Raw genomic sequence first — 17849 nt, forward strand, 5'->3', positions numbered from 1 at the left:
GCTCCGATATCTTCATGACAACAGACCTAGCGCATCACAAACGGGTTCGCCATCGGCTCTTGCGAGGTGCTGATCCAGGTGGTCTTGGTCCGGGTGTAATCCAGGATCGCCTCAACCCCGGCTTCACGGCCATACCCTGATTGATTGAACCCGCCAAACGGCGCGATAGGAGAGATCGCGCGATAGGTATTAACCCAACAAATCCCGGACTTGATCCGCTTGGACACCCGATACGCCCGCGCCAGGTTCTGCGTGAACACACCTGAACCCAGCCCAAAGACTGTGCTATTGGCCAATGCGATGGCCTCTTCTTCGGTATCGAATGGCAGCAGAGACATGACCGGGCCAAACATCTCAACTTTCAACGTCTCGGTCTCGGGCGATATGCACTCAACCAGTGTTGGGTTCATGTAATTGCCGGGCCTATCCGCAGGTTGCCCGCCAAAATGGACCACGGCCCCCTGCTCCGCTGACTTGGCCAGAGTCTCTTCGATCTTGTTCACTTGCGCCAAGGTACATAGCGGTCCGACATGGGTACCGGCCTCCAGCGGGTCACCCAGAACGATTGCACCCGCCTTTTCTTTGATGCGGCCGATCAGATCTTGCAAAACGGATCGCTGCACCAGCCCGCGCGTGCCCGCAACGCAACTTTGCCCCGACGCGCCAAAGTTTCCGGCGATCAGGCCATTTGCGGCCCCATCCAGATCCGCGTCTTCAAAAACAAGTATCGGTGACTTGCCACCAAGCTCCAGCGAGGTGACGGCGAAGTTTTCGGCAGAATTCCTGACCACATGGCGCGCTGTCTCGGGGCCACCGGTAAAGGCGATGCGATCCAGATCGGGATGGCGGGTCAGTGGAATTGCACAGTTTTCCGCATCCCCGGTGATGACCGAGACAACGCCCGCGGGGAATCCGGCCTGTTCAATCAAACGCGCGAACTCCAGCATCGGGGCCGGCGCAATTTCGGATGCCTTCAGCACGACGGTACACCCAGCCGCAAGCGCCGGGCCCAACTTAGTCGCCGTCAGGAACATTTGTGCATTCCAGGGCACAATAGCCGCGACAACACCAATGGGTTCGCGCGTGGTAAACACATGCATATCCGGCTTGTCGATGGGCAGAACCGTCCCTTCAACCTTATCCGCAAGCCCTGCGAAATAGCGGTAGTAATCCGCGACATACCCTGTTTGCGCCGAGGTTTCTGCCAGCAGTTTACCGCTGTCTGTTGTCTCAAATTCTCCAAGCCGTGCAGCGTTTTCGGCAACTAGGTCGGCCAGGCGATAAAGAAGCTTGCCGCGCGCGGTGGCCGTCATGTCGCGCCATTGCGGATCATCAAGCGCACGTTTGGCGGCGGCGACTGCCCTGTCGACATCCTCAGGTGCCGCACAGGAAAACGTAGCCCACCCCTGCCCAGTTGCGGGATTTGCAGATGTCATAAACTGAGACGTCGCCCCCTCAGACCAGGCGCCATCAATGAAAAGCTGAAAATGCGGTAGATTTCCCATAGTGTTCCTCACTGAAAGGCTGGCATGACATCGTCGATGAACCGCGCCAAAGAGGCACGTTTTCGCTCGTTCGTCATCCCGCTGTCGACCCAGAACGAAAACTCATCATAGCCCAAATCTTCATAACGTTTGATCCGGTCGATAACCTGCTGCGCTGTACCAACCGTCAGGTCGCGCGCCAGCTTATCACTTGTGTACATCTGGTTTGCATCCATCTCGTCCTGGGTGATCCGTTGGATCAAACCCTGCGCGACCGGGCGTTTATTCACGAACCAGGCACCGAAATAGTTGTAATACCGGCGCAATTCCTGAACGCCTTGCGCAACATCGCCTGTGTCCTTGCCAACATATGTATGATGCAACAGCATGATTTTGGGGCGCGGTCCGGTATGGCTGTCGCAGGCTGCATTGAAGCGGTCCATCAGCGTTTCAATCTCTTCCATGCCCTGCCACAGGGGGGTGACCTGGATGTTAAACCCGTTGTGGACACCGAATTCATGACTATTGGGGTCCCGCGCCGCGATCCAGATCGGCGGACCGTTTTTCTGAAACGGTTTCGGCGCAGATGTGGTCGCCGGAAAGGAATAAAACTCACCCTCATGCGCACAATCGCCCTGCCAGATCTGCGGAAGCAAAGGGGTTGTTTCCCGCATCCGTTGGCCCGCTTCCCAGGCATCCATCCCCGGCATCAGGCGCTCATACTCGTACGAATATGCGCCGCGTGCGATCCCCAGTTCGATCCGGCCTTTGGTAATCTGATCTGCCGCGGCGGCCTCTCCGGCCAATTTGATCGGATGCCAGAACGGGGCGACTACCGTACCCGTCCCCAGCCGTACATTCCGGGTGTGATGGGCCAGATCGACTAGCGAGATAAAGGGGTTGGGCGCGATGGTGAACTCCATCCCGTGATGCTCACCCGTCCAGACGGCGCGCATCCCGCCCTCGTCCGCCATTTTCACAAGGCTGACGAATTCGTCATACAGAACGTCATGCGGCTGATCTGGCGACAAACGTTCCATATGGGCAAACAGGGAAAATTCCATTGACCTGCTCCTTTATCGTAAGCTATGAATGTCGCCCTGCGAGGCGTCACCTAGGTAGAGAGAGAAATCCCCCTCTTTGGCTTCCATCGCATAGCGGGTCATCATGTGGCGGACACCACCGGACACGTATTTTAGGTTCGGAAGGTCATCCGTTCTGATCCATTCGGCGCCCTCAAGCGGCGTTGGTCGGGAACAGCTGGCCAGAAAATAGGTGTAATGCTGCTTTGTTTCCGCATCGTCGAATGAGGAATAGACCTGTTCGACCTGCACCTTCAGCCCGCGTTCGGACAGGCCCTGGGTCAACCGGTTTCGCTGCCCACCGCGTTCAACCCCGGCGATTTGAATGGGACGATAGGCACCGTTGCTTTGCTCAAGCAAAACGCTGTCGCCACTGCGAATGATCGCGCCGCAGATCGTGGGCACCATGGCGTCCACTTCCCGCTCGAGCCCAAGGCTGAAATACGACCCGCCAACATATCCAAGCCCCTGCCCGGTCGAATGCGAGAATTCAGCCACCTCACCGATCAATAAGGTATGATCACCGGCGGGAAGGACCTGATGGGTCTTGCAGCAAAACTGCGCCAGCGCCCCGTCGATTAGGGGTAGATCAAAAAGGCCATTGCTGTGCGCGACCTTTGCAAACCGGTCCCCTTTATACCCAGCGAAAGTGTTCGATATCTCTTGCTGTCCATCTGCGAGCACATTCACCGCAAACCGGGTGCAGTTGGCGAAAATATCGTGTCTGGACAGAAACTTCCCCGGACACACCAGCAGCAATGGCGGGTCAAGTGACACGGACGAAAACGAGTTTGCGGTGAACCCGACCGGCGCACCGTGCTCGTCCCGTGCCGTCACCACTGTCACCCCGGTCATAAAGCTGCCAAAGGCGTCACGCAAAGCTCGGGGGTCCATACTTGTCATGGCTGGCACCCCCCCACAAATTCCAACAGCTGTGCGTTTACTTCGGCGGGATGAGTCATCGGCAACATATGTGCGGCACCTGCGATGATTGACGCTTGTCCTGAGGGAACCAAACGCGCCATGTCCCGAGACATTTCAGGCGTCGAATTCGGCTCATCGGCGCCGGTCATGAACAAGGCGGGACAAGCGATACGGGCCAGTTCATCATCGGAAGGACCGTCCGTTTCGGCAAAAGCGGTATACGCGGATTTGTAGGCCGCCTGATCAACCTCAGTTAGCCAGCGCCTGCAGGCCTGTCGCTCGGCGGACGAGGCTTCGCCAAACCAACGTTGCAACGTGACCGTGGGATCATTTGGCCCCGATACCTCCAAGGCCGACGCACGTGCGACGACGGCCTTGTGCGCGGCAACCGGACGCCGATGGATCGCATTCAATGCCGCAACGCCAAGAACGCTATCTGGCACATCCGCCGCCAGTCGGAGCGCTATCAGGGCGCCCATTGAATGGCCGATCAAGACAGCGGGCTCTGTCAGCACGGACGCCGTGCGGTGCACGTAGGCCTCCAAGCCAGTCGGATGATCAAAGCTCGACTGACCATGTCCTGGCATATCCGGGCACAAGACACGATACCCCGCCGCGACCAGGGCGTCGATCTGCGCGCCCCACGCCTCGGCCCGCAGGCCAACCCCGTGCAGCAGAATAACCAGCGGCCCTTGGCCCTGATCAATCACCGCCAGGGTGCTGAGTTCAGACCGAGGCCGGGTTGTCCACGTCATGGCCCAAATCCTTGAGGTCCTGATAACGGTCGCCGATCCGATGATGGGGACGGCCCGAGGTTGCGCCACCCAGCACGACCACAATTTCATCCGCGCGCGGTGCGTCGGGGATTGCAAACTGCAGCGTCAGATAATGCGATCTACGCCCGGCATCATTCTTGTCCATCATGGGCACCATGATCGGAGTGTTCGCCGGACCGCGGGTATTGGTGAAGGACAGATAGGACTTGGCCCCAACCGCTTGACGATAGTAATTCCCGAAATGCAGCGTGTGGATCAGGCCCGAGGCATGTTCGACCTCGCCATCCAGCCCAACGACCGCCGCTTTGCCATAGGCTTCGATCACCTCGCCGCCGCCTGCAAGCGTGACCATCCGGTCAGTCAACATTTGCCCCAGCACAGGTCCATAGGCCAGAATTTCCGGCCTCAGATCCTCGACATACCGGCCAGCCCAGGGGTTCGACACAACCGCCGCTACGGCAAACATGCGCCACGGGCGTTCCGCTGCCCGAAATCCTTCAACCAGAACCTCTTCGTCGAAAGTCACTATTTTTCTGATATTTGGCTGCACTGCCGTCTCCCCAAATCTGCTTGAGGAAATATCACCGTTAGAAACATCTTTTGACAAACGAAAGAACTTGAGCCTTAGGTATTAATAGCACTAATAGGTCAGTTACCGATGGTAAAAACACTCCCTCCTCTAACATGGTTTCGGTCGTTCGAAGCGGCCGCACGGCGGCTCAGTTCGACTGCGGCGGCAGATGAGATCGGGTTGACGCAATCCGCAGTCAGCCAACAAATCAAAGCCTTGGAAACCCGTCTGGGCGTCGTTCTGTTCCACCGCCACGCGCGCGGTCTTTCTTTGACGGATGAAGGGCGGAAGCTGCTGCCACAAGTCGAGGCAGCCTTGGATATGTTGCACTCCGCAGCCTCACCCTATTTGGCCGAAGAAAAAGCTCGCCATATCACGGTGGCAGCCTCTATCAGCATCATCGAATGGGTCATCTCGCCGGCATTACCCGAATTTCAGGCCCAGCACCCGGAAACCTCACTCCGATTTGTCAGCACGATCTGGCCTGACGAATACGCAGCATCGCGCGCCGATATTGAGGTACGCTTTGGTTCAGAAAAACAAGTCGGGAAAAATGCGAAACCGTTGAATCCCAATCGCCTTGTCCCGGTGGTGTCGCCGAATCTAAGCGGCAATTGGCTTGAACTGCCCCTGATCGAATCCGTTGGCACATCGGACAGTTGGGCGTCATGGGGTGAAATCACCGGCCAGAAACTGCGCAAGCCATCATATTTTGTGGATTCCTATGGCCTCGCCCTGCAACTTGCCGTTTCAGGCAGCGGTGTTGCGCTGGTGAATTCTATCATCGCAGAGCAAGCCCTGAAATCGGGCAAAGTCCGCCTTGCCAGCAAAGATTCCGCACCCGCCTGTGAGGGCTATTTTTTATCCGTCCTTCGCAACTCAGCCGAGGTATCGGATTTCACCGATTGGTTTTCCGGCCTTATTTCTTGTGCCTGAGGGTCTGATTCAGACACACCTATGTCGCATATGGGGATATCGCCGCGCCAGAAAATAATGAAGTTTGGAAGAAAAGGTCCGATTCATGAGATATTCCGGCTTTCGAGTTATCAAAGAGGCGCTAACCGGCCACAAAGGGTGGAAGCCGGTCTGGCGTGAACCTGAACCTAAGGCCCATTACGACATCATCGTAATCGGCGGCGGCGGGCATGGTCTGGCAACCGCGCATTACCTTTCCAAAATCTACGGCCAACGAAATGTTGCCGTAATCGAGAAAGGCTGGATCGGTGGCGGAAATGTGGGCCGAAACACCACGATCATTCGCTCGAACTACCTGCTGGATGGGAATGAGCCGTTCTATGAGTTCTCGCTGAAGCTGTGGGAAGGGCTCGAGCAGGACCTGAACTATAACGCAATGGTCAGTCAGCGCGGTATCGTCAATCTGTTCCATACGGATGGTCAGCGTGACGCCTATACGCGACGTGGCAATGCGATGATCCTGAACGGGGCCGATGCCGAATTGCTGGATGCAAATCAGGTGCGGCGCGAACACCCTTATCTGAATTTCGACGACGCTCGCTTTCCGATCAAGGGCGGCCTTGTTCAACGGCGCGGCGGTACCGTGCGCCATGATGCAGTGGCCTGGGGCTATGCCCGGTCAGCCGACCTTCGTGGCGTCGATATTATTCAGAACTGTGAAGTTACCGGGCTGCGGATAGAAGACGGTAAATGTCTTGGGGTCGAAACGACTAAGGGCTTTATCGGCGCCTCCAAAGTCGGATGCGCCGTTGCGGGCAGTTCGGGGCGCGTTATGGGGATGGCCGGACTGCGCCTGCCTATCGAAAGCCACGTTCTGCAAGCCTTTGTATCTGAAGGGTTAAAACCCGTCCTACCCAGTGTCATCACCTATGGCGCGGGGCATTTTTATGTCAGTCAGTCCGACAAGGGCGGGCTGGTGTTCGGTGGCGATCTTGACGGCTATAACACCTATGCCCAACGCGGCAACTTGCCCGTGGTCGAGGATGTTTGCGAAGGTGGCATGGCATTGATGCCGATGATCGGACGCGCCCGGTTGCTGCGGATGTGGGGCGGCGTGATGGATATGTCGATGGATGGCTCACCGATCATTGACCAAACGCCGGTCGAGGGCCTCTATTTCAACGGGGGCTGGTGCTATGGCGGGTTCAAGGCCACTCCGGCTTCGGGCTATTGCTTTGCGCATCTGCTTGCAAAAGACAAACCGCACCCTGTCGCAACAGCCTATCGGTTGGACCGGTTCCGCACCGGCCGGATGATCGACGAAAAAGGCGCGGGCAATCAGCCCAACCTGCATTAAAGGGGACACCAGACATGATAATCAACCATCCCCTTCTTGGGCCTCGCGATGCATCAGAATTCACCTATCTGGGCGACGCCGCGCTGATTGACCGCCCCGATTGGCAGGCGGAAAATGCCGCCGAGGCCTTTCACGACTATGCCTATCTGCGTGACAACCCGGCAGGCGAGCACCGTGAACTTTGGTACCACGAAACAGGTGACCGATCCTGGCTGGTCGTCACGCGCAACACGCTGACCCACGAGATTTCAAAGGTGGAACTGGCCCGCGATGTGGCCCGCGCACGGGGGCGCTCCAAATGACGCAGGTGAACCGGCTGAACGGCGGACAGATCGACCGCAATACAACGCTGAACTTCCGCTTTGACGGGCGCAGCTATACCGCCCATCCCGGCGACACTTTGGCATCTGCCCTGCTGGCCAATGATGTGCGTCTGATCGGGCGGTCTTTCAAATACCACCGTCCGCGCGGATTGCTGACCGCAGGATCCGAAGAGCCGAACGGCCTGGTCGAACTGCGCTCGGGCGCCCGCAAAGAGCCCAATACCCGCGCAACAACCATCGAGATGTTCGAGGGGCTTGAGGCGCGATCACAGAACCGCTGGCCCAGCCTGAAATTCGACGCGCTGGCCGTGAATGACATGTTTTCCAACTTCCTGTCTGCGGGTTTCTACTACAAGACTTTCATGTGGCCTGCAGTCTTCTGGGAAAAGCTGTACGAACCTACAATCCGCCGCGCAGCCGGACTTGGATCGCTTTCGATGCAAGAGGACCCGGACGAATACGACAAGGGCTTTCGCCATTGCGATCTGCTGATCATTGGTGCCGGACCAGCCGGTCTTATGGCGGCTTTGACCGCGGGTCGTGCGGGCTCGGATGTCATTCTGGCGGATGAGGATTTCGCCCTGGGCGGTCGCCTGAACAGCGAAACACTCACCATAGACGATGCTGCGGCGTCTGACTGGGCGGCGCAGGCTGTGGCCGAGCTGTCCGCGCTTCCCAATGTGCGCCTGATGCCGCGCACCACGGTGATCGGCGCGTTTGACCACGGAATTTATGGCGCGGTCGAGCGTACGGGCGATCATCTGCCCAGCCTGCCCGCAGGCAAACCCCGGCAAATCCTCTGGCGTATCTATACCCAAAAGGCGCTGCTGTGCGCAGGCGCGACCGAGCGGCCAATCGCATTCGAGAACAATGATCGCCCCGGCATCATGACCGCTAGCTCCCTGCGCACCTATGCCAACCGTTTCGGAGTGGCGGCCTCGCAGCGCGTCGCGGTCTTTACCAACAATGATGACGGCCACCGCACCGCAGCTGATCTGCACGCCAAAGGTGTCAAAATCACTGCGGTGATCGATGTGCGCAAAGACGCCCCCATCAGCCATGACTACGAAGTTCTGCAGGGTGCTCAGGTCACAAATACCAAAGGCCGACTGGGGCTGAGCTTTGTCGAAGTCGCCCTGCCCGATGGCTCAACCCGGACATTGGAATGCGGTACCTTGGGCGTCTCGGGCGGTTGGAACCCCAACGTCCACATGACCTGCCACCAGCGCGGCCGCCCCGCATGGGATGAGACGCTGGCCGCTTTCGTACCCGGCGCCGACCTGCCGGTTGGCATGTCTGTTGCCGGTGCGGCAAACGGCGATATGTCCACCCACGGCGCGCTGCGCTCTGGCGCCGAGGCCGCAATCGCCGCTTTGGGCCTGACCAGTGCCAAACCCGATCTGCCCGAGGCCGAGGACGCGCCCATCGCGCAGACACCATTCTGGTACGTGCAGGGCTGCAAACGCGCCTGGCTTGACCAACAGAACGATGTGACGGTCAAGGATGTCCGTCTCAGCTATCAGGAGGGCTTCCGTTCGGTCGAGCATCTGAAACGCTATACCACGCTGGGCATGGCCACGGACCAAGGCAAGACCTCGAATATCGGCGGGCTGGCGATTATGGCCGAGCTGGCCGGTAAGTCGATCCCCGAGACCGGTACCACCATCTTCCGCCCGCCCTATACCCCCGTCCCGATTGCTACTTTCGCTGGCCGGATGAAGGGCAAAGAGTTCCACCCTACCCGCCTGACGCCCTCACATCACTGGGCCGAAGAACGCGGCGCGGTGTTTGTCGAGGTTGGCAACTGGCTGCGCGCGCAGTGGTTCCCCCTGCCCGGCGAGACCCATTGGCGCGAGAGCGTGGACCGTGAAGTGCGTCAGACGCGTGCCTCGGTCGGGGTGTGCGACTGCACGACATTGGGCAAAATCGACGTGCAGGGTACCGATGCGGCAGCGTTCCTGAACCGGGTCTATGCCAATGGTTTCGCCAAGCTTGCGGTCGGCAAAACCCGCTATGGCCTGATGCTGCGCGAAGATGGCATGGCGATGGATGATGGCACAGCGGCAAGGCTGGCCGAGGATCATTTCGTCGTCACTACCACGACCGCAAATGCCGTAGTCGTCTATCGCCACATGGAATTCGTGCGCCAGTGCCTGTGCCCGGACATGGATGTGCAGCTGATATCCACCACAGAAGGATGGGCGCAATATGCAGTTGCCGGGCCCAATTCCCGTAAGCTGCTGCGAAAAATCATCGACCCGGAATTCGACATCTCGAATGAGGCCTTTCCCTTTATGGCCTGTGGAACCATCACAGTGTGCGGCGGCCTTCGGGCGCGGCTGTTCCGGATTTCCTTTTCAGGCGAGCTGGCATTCGAAATCGCGGTTCCCTCTCGCTATGGCGACGCATTGATGCGCAGGCTGATGGCCGAGGGCGAAGAGTTCGACGTTGTCCCATATGGCACCGAAGCACTGGGCGTCATGCGGGTCGAAAAAGGCCATGCTGCAGGCAGCGAGTTGAACGGCACCACAACCGCCCTGAACCTGGGAATGGGCCGCATGGTGTCCAAAAAGAAGGACAGCATCGGATCAACCCTGTCGGAACGCGAGGCACTGAACCAACCGGATGCACTGATGCTGGTGGGGATCAAACCGTTGGAGCCTGAAAACAAGGTAACCGCCGGTGGCCACCTGATGAACACTGACGGCCCGGTCGATGCAGCCCATGATCAGGGCTATGTCACCTCAGCCGTCTACTCACCCATTCTGAACAGTAGCATTGGGCTGGGACTGTTGAAAAACGGCGGCGACAGGCTGGGCGAAAAAATGCGCCTTGTCTCTCCGCTGACGGACCTGACGGTCGAGGTGGAAATTGTCTCGGCCCATTTCGTTGACCCGGAAGGAGAACGTCTGCGTGGATAATCTGGTTGCGATAACCGCCCTCGGCGCGGCTGACCCTCGGGTAGACACGGTTGGGCCTGTCACCTGTTCCGAGATACCGGACGTGGCGTTGGCATCAGTCGCGGCGCGGCTCGGTCAGGAAACAGCGGCCAAAGCCGCATTGAAGAAACTAATTGGCGCTGAGGTACCAAAGGTCCAGAGGTTTGAAGGAACCGCAATCACCGCCTTTTGGGCGGGGCCAGAGCAATGGATGGTTGAAGCACCGCATGACACGCACGAGGACCTTGCCGCGCAGGTGAAATCTGCGGTTGGGTCTGCAGCCTCGGTCACGGAACAGACCGATGCCTGGGTGCGTTTCGACTTGGCTGGTGCGAACATTCAAGCAGTGCTGGAGCTTTTGTGCCAGTTGGATCTGCGCATATTGACTAAGGGAACGGCGGCGCGCAGCTCGATCCACCATATTGGCTGTTTCGTGCTGTTTCGTGGTTCAGATCACTACAGCCTGTACGGTCCGCGCTCGTCCGCCAAATCTCTGCACCATGCGATCCTGACGGCGATGCGATCGGCGCTTTAGTCAGCGCCTAGACCGAGGGCAAAGGGGCGTTATCCTCAACCCGGAAACGGTTGATGCGGCGCCTGTCCTCGCTGGGGCTCAGGCCAAAAGCCGACCGGTAATGTGTCACCAAGGGCGCAACAGATCCATAGCCGACAGCGGCCGCGATCTGGGAAATGGGGTCTTTGGTATAAACCACCATCTGACGCGCCGCCTTCATCCGCATTGCGCGGTAATAATGGCTGGGGCTGTGTCCGGTTGCCTGTTTGAATGCCCGCTCGATCTGACGGGGCGTGACGCCCATTTGTTTCGCAACTTCGGCAATCGAGATCGCTTGACCTATATTGGCGGCAAACATTTCAACGCTGCGTGAAACAAGCGGTGGAAGGCGGTCTCCCGTTCTCGGCGCTGTCGCATTGGGCACCTGCTGACGCACTGCCGCACCGCGCATCATCGGATGTTGAAACCAGCACGCAACCTCATGCGCAATGTCACCGCCCAAGCGATCGTGAACCAAATGCAGTGCCAGGTCGAACCCTGCCGCTGCACCGGCGGCGGTATAGCGCGTCACGGTGCGCACGATCACTTCGCTCCGGGCGTCCATATCGGGAAACTCGGCCTCAAATGCCGCCTCATAGCACCAATGGACCGAGACCGGCTGACCTGCCATTGCACCGGATCGCACAAGAGGGAATACGCCACCGCTGATCCCGCCCAGAACTGTTCCGTGCCTCCCAAGACCACGCAGCAAGGCATTGCCGCTAACAGCGTTGTCAAAGACCGAAGACGGGCTGCTGAGCAGGAATAGAATGTCGATATTCCTGCAATCCGCCAACGCGCGATCTGCTTCGAACCCAACCCCTGCGCTTGACTGAACCTTTTGACCACGTTCAGAAACCAGCGACCATCTAAACGCTTGATGACCTGCGATTTCATTGGCCGCCCGCAGGGGTTCGATCACCGATGTCAAACAAGCCATCGGAAAGCCATCAAACAGCAGAAAGCCGATATCGATTCTGTCCTGATCCGTCATAGATCCGTCCTAACAAGTTCCTGGCGGCAACCCTACACCAAGTTTATGCCCAACGGATCAGTCCAATAATGGCAGAGGTCGCATAGAACGCCTGCAACAGCAAAAACGTCCAGCGCCGATCAATCAATGCCCATGCGGCAAACAGCGCCGAGGACACCAACAGTAGGGAGAATCCAAGAATCTCAGCGCCAATATTCGAAGCAATCAGCAAGGCATAAGCCATTGCCAGAACCGATCCGGTGATCTCAAACAGTGTTGTCAGGCGGCGGTTAGCTGTTCTGTCTTCCGTCATCAGTTACACTTTCCTTTGCCGAAAGAAGAAGACAGCGTCAGCGGACCAGATTTGCATGCCGACTGATGTTCGAAGTCTGTGATATCCTCCGGGTACAGATTGTTCATTTCGAAGCTCCGCGTACATTGTGTTCGCGATACCTAATCTGACATTTGCCTTTGCCGCAAATGAATGATTATCATTCAATGATCAAAATCTGTCATGGGAAATCATGAACGAACGTTTGGAAATAGACGCCTTGCGCGCGCTGCTCGCAATCGCGACCTATGGTGGTGTAACCCGTGCGGCCCGACATCTGGCGCTTTCGCAATCGGCAGTCAGCCATAAGATCGGCCGTTTAGAGCGCGCACTGAATTGCAAACTGCTGACTCGTCGCAAAGGTGCCCCCCTGTTCACCGAAGACGGGCTGCGTCTTTGTGAATACGCCCGTCGAATTACCACTCTGCATGACGAAGCGGTGGCCTCACTTGGTAACAGGCCGCTCACCGGCCACTTGCGGCTTGGCATGACCGAGGATGCGACAACCAGCGGGATCGCCCAAATTCTTGGACGCTTCACGCGGCTGTACCCCGATGTTCGCGTACGAACCCGCACTGGTCAAAGCCTGAATGTTCAGGATTGGTTGAAGTCCGGTGAATTAGACTTGGCGGTGATTCAGATATTTCGCAAAGACGTGCAGCCCGAAGATCTGATCCTGTTTCAGGATTCCCTTCATTGGGTCAAATCACCCGACTATCGTCTGAATCTGTCAGAACCGGTTCCATTTCTGTCCTTTGACACACAGTGTTTCTACCGGAGATGGGGAATGGAAGACAGTCAGCAGCAGGACCACCGCTTTGACAATATCCTGGAATGTCCAAGTGCAGCAGGAATCCAGTCGGCTGTTCGATCAGGGCTGGGCATAGCGCTATTGAACGGGATGCACATTACACCAGACATGGAAGTCATCAACGATGTCTTTCCGACCCCTCCAGAGCTTGCCTATGTCGCGCGGGTTCAGATGAACAACCGCAACGCCGTGACAAAAGCGCTGATTGCGGAAATAGCAAAAGAAGTCGAACGCGCCTTTCCCTTGCACGTAGCAGTTTAGTGGTCAGGTCTTCATTAAACCAAAGCCACTCGACATCCTCTGTCGCCGACGATCGATTGACTTGCGAAACGCTGTTTCGCTGACCAGTGACAGCGGAAACAGAACTCTCTCGCCAACGCCGTCAATCACGGTCAGCTTGCCGCCTCTTTCCTGCGCACGAACGATGTTTTCGAACCCCATGTCACCCACAATGATCCGGCCGCTTTCGAGATCGTCAAACAGTTCCATCAATTCAGCATGAAGACGTTCACGTCCGGCGTGATCTTTGGCCAGCGCGACGCGTTCCGAATGCAGGGTTGGCGCAAGATCTCCGTCCGGGCCGGTCAGTTTTTCCACCACTATCGCCGGGCCCGCTGATGTTGGCGCATATCCCATGAATTGCGCCAACCTCTCGATCTCGGGGCATCCACGGTTGAGCGCCGCCAGATATTCGTTTGCTTCGCGGTTCCATTGGCGCAGATTGCCATAGCGCCATTCGGCATAACGCGGCAGAAAATGGCTACGCACAGGTTCGTCCACCCGCACTTTCAGCAGCGCCCCTTCGACCTCGGGGTGCTGATAAATCAGATAGTTGCGACTTTTTCGCAGGGGTTTGTAGTCGCTCAGGTCAATCATGTCCGGATGTTCCAACAGGGGTTGGGGTCTGTGTCCTTGAATGCCGGACAGCCCAAGTGGGCGCATTCATAGAATTTTCTCAAACCTGTTACAACTCACCTTTTGATCAGGGCCCAAGATTGGGACGCGGCAAAAGGATAAAGGCCTGGTCACCAGTTGATACGACAACAGGTGTCGAGACCCAGTCGCCTGGATCGAACGGAGGTGTAATCCCATCGCATCTATCGGGCTGCTTCCAGCACATGATGATCTCGGCCCCGGTCAGATAGCTTAACCGCAATCGCAGTCCCCGTTCGAATTGAACTCTGGCGTCTGCCGCGCCATTCACGCCAAGAAAATGCCCATAGATATATACGGTTTCGACCTGTTCAGGCAGGCTTTGCGCCAATGCGCGCGTTGCTTTTTGCCAAGGCGGGATGAACATAAACGATGTTTTGCCAATGAGCATCAAATTGATCATCAACACGCACATCAACAAGACACGCGAAACACTTAACCATCTTTTTGAAGACTGCAGAAACTGAACCCCACACGTGGTGAGCACGACTCCAAACAAGATCCAAAGCCAGTTCAACGCCCGAACCGGGACCTGCACCCCCGACATCATCGCCTTGAGGATAAGCGGTGCCAGACCAGCAAGTGCAGCCATCAGGATCGCGACGGCAAACATCCGTCTTCGGGTAAACAGGAACCCCCAGGCACCTGCAAATAGGGCCAAGAGCATCAAGCCATAGCTGATTGTCCCTCCGCCCATAGTATAGATGATGGATCGGAGGAATACTTTGACCTTGGTAAGGTTCAGCAGCAGGTCATCGACCGAATTTACTTCGTTGGGCCCACGCCATTCAGCAACCGGAATACCAAATATCCCATGATAAAAGTAGTTCAGGGTGTAAACACTCAGCAACGCCAGAACCAGGCTGACAAAGAAAATGATCAGCGTAACAGCGACGCTGGTATAGGTTTTTGGCGCCTTGTTTGACAGCAGGATCAGTGTCAGCAACAGGAACGGATAGGTCGTGTAGGCCATGAAGGATAAGGGCACTGCCACAACCAAAAGGGCCAGCGACACACGATGCGGCAGAAACAGAACTGCCAGGCTGTACAAGGTGATAACCCAGATCCCCGGCAGCAACGTGTTGAACCAGTATGAAATCAGGAATGCTGGAACCGAAAACGCAATGAATAGCGCAAGATAACCTTTGTACCAGATCGGGTCCGAACGCTCCATGATCGCGGCTGCTGCCGCAGCCGAGAACAAGCCCCAGGCTATGTTATAGAGATACATGCTTATTTGTGAGGGCCATAGAAATGGCCGGAACTGCCACCAGTAGTTCAACCAACGACCTTCATCCAAGGCCTTGTGGTAGGCAATCTCGGTCCAGCCCAGCAGCGCCGGGAAATCATCATGACGTACGAAAGGGTCGAAAAGCTGTGGCCAATTGATCAAGAACAACGCAGCGATGCAAAGCAGGGACAGAAAAAGAAACTCCTGCCGAGATGTTTTTTCCGTCATGATTTGTCGCCATATGACCTTGCAATAACAGAGGCCCGGACCTGAGCGATAGCGGTGACAGCCGACCGAGGCAAGGCACGCACAACCAGCTTGCGTAGGGTCCAGCCTAAACTGCCGACCTCTTTCAACGCGCCGGGCGCGACTTTGGTATCCAGCACGTCCTGAGACAGCCGGACTGCCCCTGATTGGTTCGCATAGAGGACAGAATTATACCGATACCAGGGTTCGATCGATTGATCCCCGAACATCTCAGGCCGCAAACAATCATAGGCCGTGTATCCCCGTTCAGCGAACAAACCCTGCCAAAAGGACAGGCGCTGTTCATTTATATGAAACTCGCCGCCCTGCCCCGGAACGGCGGCTGAGAACAGGACCAGATCGCTATGTGTGGTCAGGCTCTGAACCAGGCTGGCCGACGCGTCATGCGGCAAGTGTTCACCGACCTCAAGCGACTGAGCCAAATCAAACTGGCGTCCAAGCTCGACCGGTTTGGACAGATCTGCACCGATAAACGCCTCAGCCGGTATCGCAAGCTTGTCACGATCCACATAGTCGCCATCGACACCGGCAATATCCTTGCAACCCGCGGCCTGCCACTCCGACAGCCACACACCCCGCCCGCAGCCAAAGTCCACGACACTGTCCGCAGAGATTTTTCCTAGAAGGCAAGCAATTAGCCTGTTTGCGGACCGCCTGGCGCCCTGGTCAATATAGTCAAAGAACTCGTTTGAATAGATATGCGACATTGCCAATCTCTAGGTTGAATTCTGCGGTTTATAGACCCATAGCCGTAGGAACGCGAAGTTGATCACAGGCAGAACAACTACAACGACAGCGGCCGAGGCAGCTTCGCTCAGGCCAAAACGAGGGCCGGCCAGTCCGGTAATCGCAGCTGAAACCAGCAGCCCAATTCCGACCATGCAAAGAAACCGCCCAAACTGTGCAGGAACCACCAGCGCCTGCCCGAAGGTCCAGACTGTTTGCCCAATATATTGGATCAGGATTGCGGACCCAAAAGCCAATGCATTGGCGATCCAAGGTGAATGAAACACGCGCAACAGGCCCAGAAAGGCCAGCATGTAGTAACCAGCCACGCCTAAGCCCACGATGGCAAACCGGATTATGCGGCGCCGTTCGCTCATTTCTGCGCGGTCTTCTCTTCTACTATGGGGTCCGAAATCTCTGAGGTCTCTTGATCTACAAAATAGAGTGGTCGGTTTTTGGCCTCGATATACAGACGTCCGAGATATTCCCCCATGATTCCAAGCGTCAATAGCTGGATACCCGAGAAGAAACTGATCACCAGAACCGTCGACGCCCAACCCGCAACCGCGTTGTAAAGGATCAAGGACCAAAAGACGTAGACCGCCATCAGCGCGGCGATAATCAGTGTCAGAAAGGCCATTCGTGTGGCGATCTGCAGCGGTTTGATCGAAAAACTCGCCAGTGCATCAAGCGCAAAGCGGATCATCTTGGACATCGGGTATTTGGTCTCGCCCGCGATCCGTGGGTCGCGGATGTATTCGATCCCGATTTGACGAAAACCAACCCAAGCGAACATGCCCCGAACGAACCGCGCGCGTTCCGGCATACTCAGAACCGCATCCAGCGCCCGACGGCTGACAAGCCGGAAATCGCCCGTGTCATTTGGAATGGGTACGTCCGAAAGCCGGTTCAATATGCGGTAGAAACCATGAGCTGTTACTTTCTTAATCCAACTTTCGCCTTTTCGCTCACTCCGACGCCCATAAACCACATCATAACCCTGATCCATCATCGCCATCATGTCCGACAAAAGCTCCGGCGGGTCTTGCAGATCGGCATCCAACATGAATATCCGCTGCCCTTGGGCTGCATTCAGCCCCGCTGTCAGAGCGATCTGGTGACCGCGGTTACCCGATAGCTTCAAACCGCGAATACGCGGATGAAACTCGCTTTGGGCACAGATTGCGCGCCATGTTTCGTCATTAGACCCATCATCCACCAGAATAATCTCGGATTCGGCGTTCCACTGTTCAGTCGCAGCGATCAGGCGCTTCACCAGTAAGGGGATCGACTCCTCTTCGTTCATGCATGGAATGACGACAGACAGTAACATCTAACCTCCGGGCGCGATTTTACAGCGCACCTATCGCAAAACGGACCAGCCAAGGAATAACGTTCACTTGGCGTTGTAGATGTATTGATATCTCAACAGACGCATCAGCGAACAAGCCGAGCGCCGAGTTTTCACCTGTAGTTACCCAACCGACACAGGAATAGGCCCTACCCAACAGTTTGACTGCCTCGCATCCTGAAATTCCCTTGCCTGCAAGAAACAGTAATTCTGGGCCATCTAAATTGGATGAATTCGCTCAACATGGGTTATGTGAATCGCTTACCGAGCCTTTTTTGCTGGGGGGCTCCAAAACAATGTCT

Annotated in this window: 18 protein-coding genes; 6 read left to right on the top strand and 12 right to left on the bottom strand. The window is 56.7% G+C overall.

Going from position 1 to position 17849, the window contains the following annotated elements; all coding sequences use genetic code 11:
• Positions 1-26: 26 nt before the first annotated feature.
• Genes FN806_RS03845 through FN806_RS03865 form a run of 5 tightly spaced genes read right to left on the bottom strand, consistent with a single transcriptional unit; the run spans position 27 to position 4816 of the window.
• On the bottom strand, positions 27-1505 hold the full coding sequence (locus tag FN806_RS03845; RefSeq protein WP_142634182.1) for an aldehyde dehydrogenase: 1479 nt from the start codon (positions 1503-1505) through the stop codon (positions 27-29).
• An 8-nt stretch (positions 1506-1513) separates the two neighbouring features.
• Entirely contained in the window at positions 1514-2548 is a 1035-nt protein-coding gene (locus FN806_RS03850) for an LLM class flavin-dependent oxidoreductase (protein ID WP_142634184.1), read from the bottom strand.
• Between the two features lie 12 nt (positions 2549-2560).
• Entirely contained in the window at positions 2561-3469 is a 909-nt protein-coding gene (locus FN806_RS03855; RefSeq protein ID WP_142634186.1) for a flavin reductase family protein, read from the bottom strand.
• A complete protein-coding gene (locus tag FN806_RS03860; RefSeq protein ID WP_142634188.1) occupies positions 3466-4245 on the bottom strand; it encodes an alpha/beta fold hydrolase in 780 nt (259 codons plus the stop codon). Before FN806_RS03860 ends, FN806_RS03855 begins: the two co-directional genes overlap by 4 nt.
• Positions 4217-4816 (bottom strand): amino acid synthesis family protein, encoded by a 600-nt coding sequence (locus tag FN806_RS03865; RefSeq protein WP_142634190.1) that lies wholly within the window; start codon positions 4814-4816, stop codon positions 4217-4219. The genes FN806_RS03860 and FN806_RS03865 overlap by 29 nt, the downstream gene beginning before the upstream one ends.
• 108 nt (positions 4817-4924) lie before the next feature.
• Between FN806_RS03865 and FN806_RS03870 the strand changes: the two genes are divergently transcribed.
• From FN806_RS03870 to FN806_RS03890, 5 genes are all read left to right on the top strand, one after another.
• Positions 4925-5773: a LysR family transcriptional regulator gene (locus FN806_RS03870; protein ID WP_142634192.1), complete on the top strand. Its 849-nt coding sequence runs from the start codon at positions 4925-4927 to the stop codon at positions 5771-5773.
• A gap of 85 nt (positions 5774-5858) precedes the next feature.
• Entirely contained in the window at positions 5859-7109 is a 1251-nt protein-coding gene (locus tag FN806_RS03875) for a sarcosine oxidase subunit beta family protein (RefSeq protein WP_142634193.1), read from the top strand.
• A gap of 14 nt (positions 7110-7123) precedes the next feature.
• On the top strand, positions 7124-7411 hold the full coding sequence (locus tag FN806_RS03880; protein WP_142634195.1) for a sarcosine oxidase subunit delta: 288 nt from the start codon (positions 7124-7126) through the stop codon (positions 7409-7411).
• The gene (locus FN806_RS03885; RefSeq protein ID WP_142634197.1) at positions 7408-10353 is read left to right on the top strand and encodes a sarcosine oxidase subunit alpha family protein; all 2946 of its coding nucleotides are present in this window, start codon (positions 7408-7410) and stop codon (positions 10351-10353) included. The genes FN806_RS03880 and FN806_RS03885 overlap by 4 nt, the downstream gene beginning before the upstream one ends.
• Positions 10346-10906, top strand: a complete 561-nt coding sequence (locus FN806_RS03890; protein ID WP_142634199.1) for a sarcosine oxidase subunit gamma — start codon at positions 10346-10348, stop codon at positions 10904-10906. Before FN806_RS03885 ends, FN806_RS03890 begins: the two co-directional genes overlap by 8 nt.
• A gap of 7 nt (positions 10907-10913) precedes the next feature.
• Here FN806_RS03890 and FN806_RS03895 read toward each other — a convergent pair whose 3' ends face one another.
• On the bottom strand, positions 10914-11918 hold the full coding sequence (locus FN806_RS03895; protein ID WP_142634201.1) for a GlxA family transcriptional regulator: 1005 nt from the start codon (positions 11916-11918) through the stop codon (positions 10914-10916).
• A gap of 43 nt (positions 11919-11961) precedes the next feature.
• Complete coding sequence (locus FN806_RS03900; RefSeq protein ID WP_142634203.1) at positions 11962-12210, bottom strand: hypothetical protein; 249 nt, start codon at positions 12208-12210, stop codon at positions 11962-11964.
• Between the two features lie 211 nt (positions 12211-12421).
• Between FN806_RS03900 and FN806_RS03905 the strand changes: the two genes are divergently transcribed.
• Positions 12422-13300, top strand: coding sequence for a LysR family transcriptional regulator (locus FN806_RS03905; RefSeq protein WP_142634205.1), 879 nt, complete (start codon positions 12422-12424; stop codon positions 13298-13300).
• Positions 13301-13303: 3 nt separating this feature from the next.
• On the opposite strand, the gene FN806_RS03910 is transcribed toward FN806_RS03905, so the two are convergent.
• Genes FN806_RS03910 through FN806_RS03930 form a run of 5 tightly spaced genes read right to left on the bottom strand, consistent with a single transcriptional unit; the run spans position 13304 to position 17529 of the window.
• Positions 13304-13981, bottom strand: coding sequence for a YrbL family protein (locus FN806_RS03910; RefSeq protein WP_142634207.1), 678 nt, complete (start codon positions 13979-13981; stop codon positions 13304-13306).
• A gap of 40 nt (positions 13982-14021) precedes the next feature.
• Positions 14022-15431, bottom strand: a complete 1410-nt coding sequence (locus tag FN806_RS03915) for a hypothetical protein (protein WP_142634209.1) — start codon at positions 15429-15431, stop codon at positions 14022-14024.
• Positions 15428-16177 carry a methyltransferase domain-containing protein gene (locus FN806_RS03920; protein ID WP_142634211.1) on the bottom strand — a complete coding sequence of 250 codons (750 nt, stop codon included), beginning with the start codon at positions 16175-16177 and terminating at the stop codon, positions 15428-15430. The genes FN806_RS03915 and FN806_RS03920 overlap by 4 nt, the downstream gene beginning before the upstream one ends.
• A 9-nt stretch (positions 16178-16186) precedes the next feature.
• Positions 16187-16573, bottom strand: a complete 387-nt coding sequence (locus FN806_RS03925) for a GtrA family protein (protein ID WP_142634213.1) — start codon at positions 16571-16573, stop codon at positions 16187-16189.
• The gene (locus FN806_RS03930) at positions 16570-17529 is read right to left on the bottom strand and encodes a glycosyltransferase family 2 protein (protein WP_142634216.1); all 960 of its coding nucleotides are present in this window, start codon (positions 17527-17529) and stop codon (positions 16570-16572) included. The genes FN806_RS03925 and FN806_RS03930 overlap by 4 nt, the downstream gene beginning before the upstream one ends.
• Between the last annotated feature and the right edge of the window lie 320 nt (positions 17530-17849).

It is taken from the genome of Ruegeria faecimaris (assembly GCF_900182615.1).
GTDB classification, from domain to species: Bacteria; Pseudomonadota; Alphaproteobacteria; order Rhodobacterales; family Rhodobacteraceae; genus Ruegeria; species Ruegeria faecimaris.

Bases quoted from the DNA above. Each gene is read 5' to 3' on its own strand.
- FN806_RS03885 (WP_142634197.1), top strand. From the start codon at position 7,408: ATGACGCAGGTGAACCGGCTGAACGGCGGACAGATCGACCGCAATACA.
- FN806_RS03855 (WP_142634186.1), bottom strand. From the start codon at position 3,469: ATGACAAGTATGGACCCCCGAGCTTTGCGTGACGCCTTTGGCAGCTTT.
- FN806_RS03845 (WP_142634182.1), bottom strand. From the start codon at position 1,505: ATGGGAAATCTACCGCATTTTCAGCTTTTCATTGATGGCGCCTGGTCT.
- FN806_RS03850 (WP_142634184.1), bottom strand. From the start codon at position 2,548: ATGGAATTTTCCCTGTTTGCCCATATGGAACGTTTGTCGCCAGATCAG.
- FN806_RS03920 (WP_142634211.1), bottom strand. From the start codon at position 16,177: ATGTCGCATATCTATTCAAACGAGTTCTTTGACTATATTGACCAGGGC.
- FN806_RS03925 (WP_142634213.1), bottom strand. From the start codon at position 16,573: ATGAGCGAACGGCGCCGCATAATCCGGTTTGCCATCGTGGGCTTAGGC.
- FN806_RS03915 (WP_142634209.1), bottom strand. From the start codon at position 15,431: ATGACGGAAAAAACATCTCGGCAGGAGTTTCTTTTTCTGTCCCTGCTT.
- FN806_RS03930 (WP_142634216.1), bottom strand. From the start codon at position 17,529: ATGTTACTGTCTGTCGTCATTCCATGCATGAACGAAGAGGAGTCGATC.
- FN806_RS03910 (WP_142634207.1), bottom strand. From the start codon at position 13,981: ATGCGCCCACTTGGGCTGTCCGGCATTCAAGGACACAGACCCCAACCC.
- FN806_RS03895 (WP_142634201.1), bottom strand. From the start codon at position 11,918: ATGACGGATCAGGACAGAATCGATATCGGCTTTCTGCTGTTTGATGGC.
- FN806_RS03860 (WP_142634188.1), bottom strand. From the start codon at position 4,245: ATGACGTGGACAACCCGGCCTCGGTCTGAACTCAGCACCCTGGCGGTG.
- FN806_RS03900 (WP_142634203.1), bottom strand. From the start codon at position 12,210: ATGACGGAAGACAGAACAGCTAACCGCCGCCTGACAACACTGTTTGAG.
- FN806_RS03870 (WP_142634192.1), top strand. From the start codon at position 4,925: ATGGTAAAAACACTCCCTCCTCTAACATGGTTTCGGTCGTTCGAAGCG.
- FN806_RS03880 (WP_142634195.1), top strand. From the start codon at position 7,124: ATGATAATCAACCATCCCCTTCTTGGGCCTCGCGATGCATCAGAATTC.
- FN806_RS03905 (WP_142634205.1), top strand. From the start codon at position 12,422: ATGAACGAACGTTTGGAAATAGACGCCTTGCGCGCGCTGCTCGCAATC.
- FN806_RS03875 (WP_142634193.1), top strand. From the start codon at position 5,859: ATGAGATATTCCGGCTTTCGAGTTATCAAAGAGGCGCTAACCGGCCAC.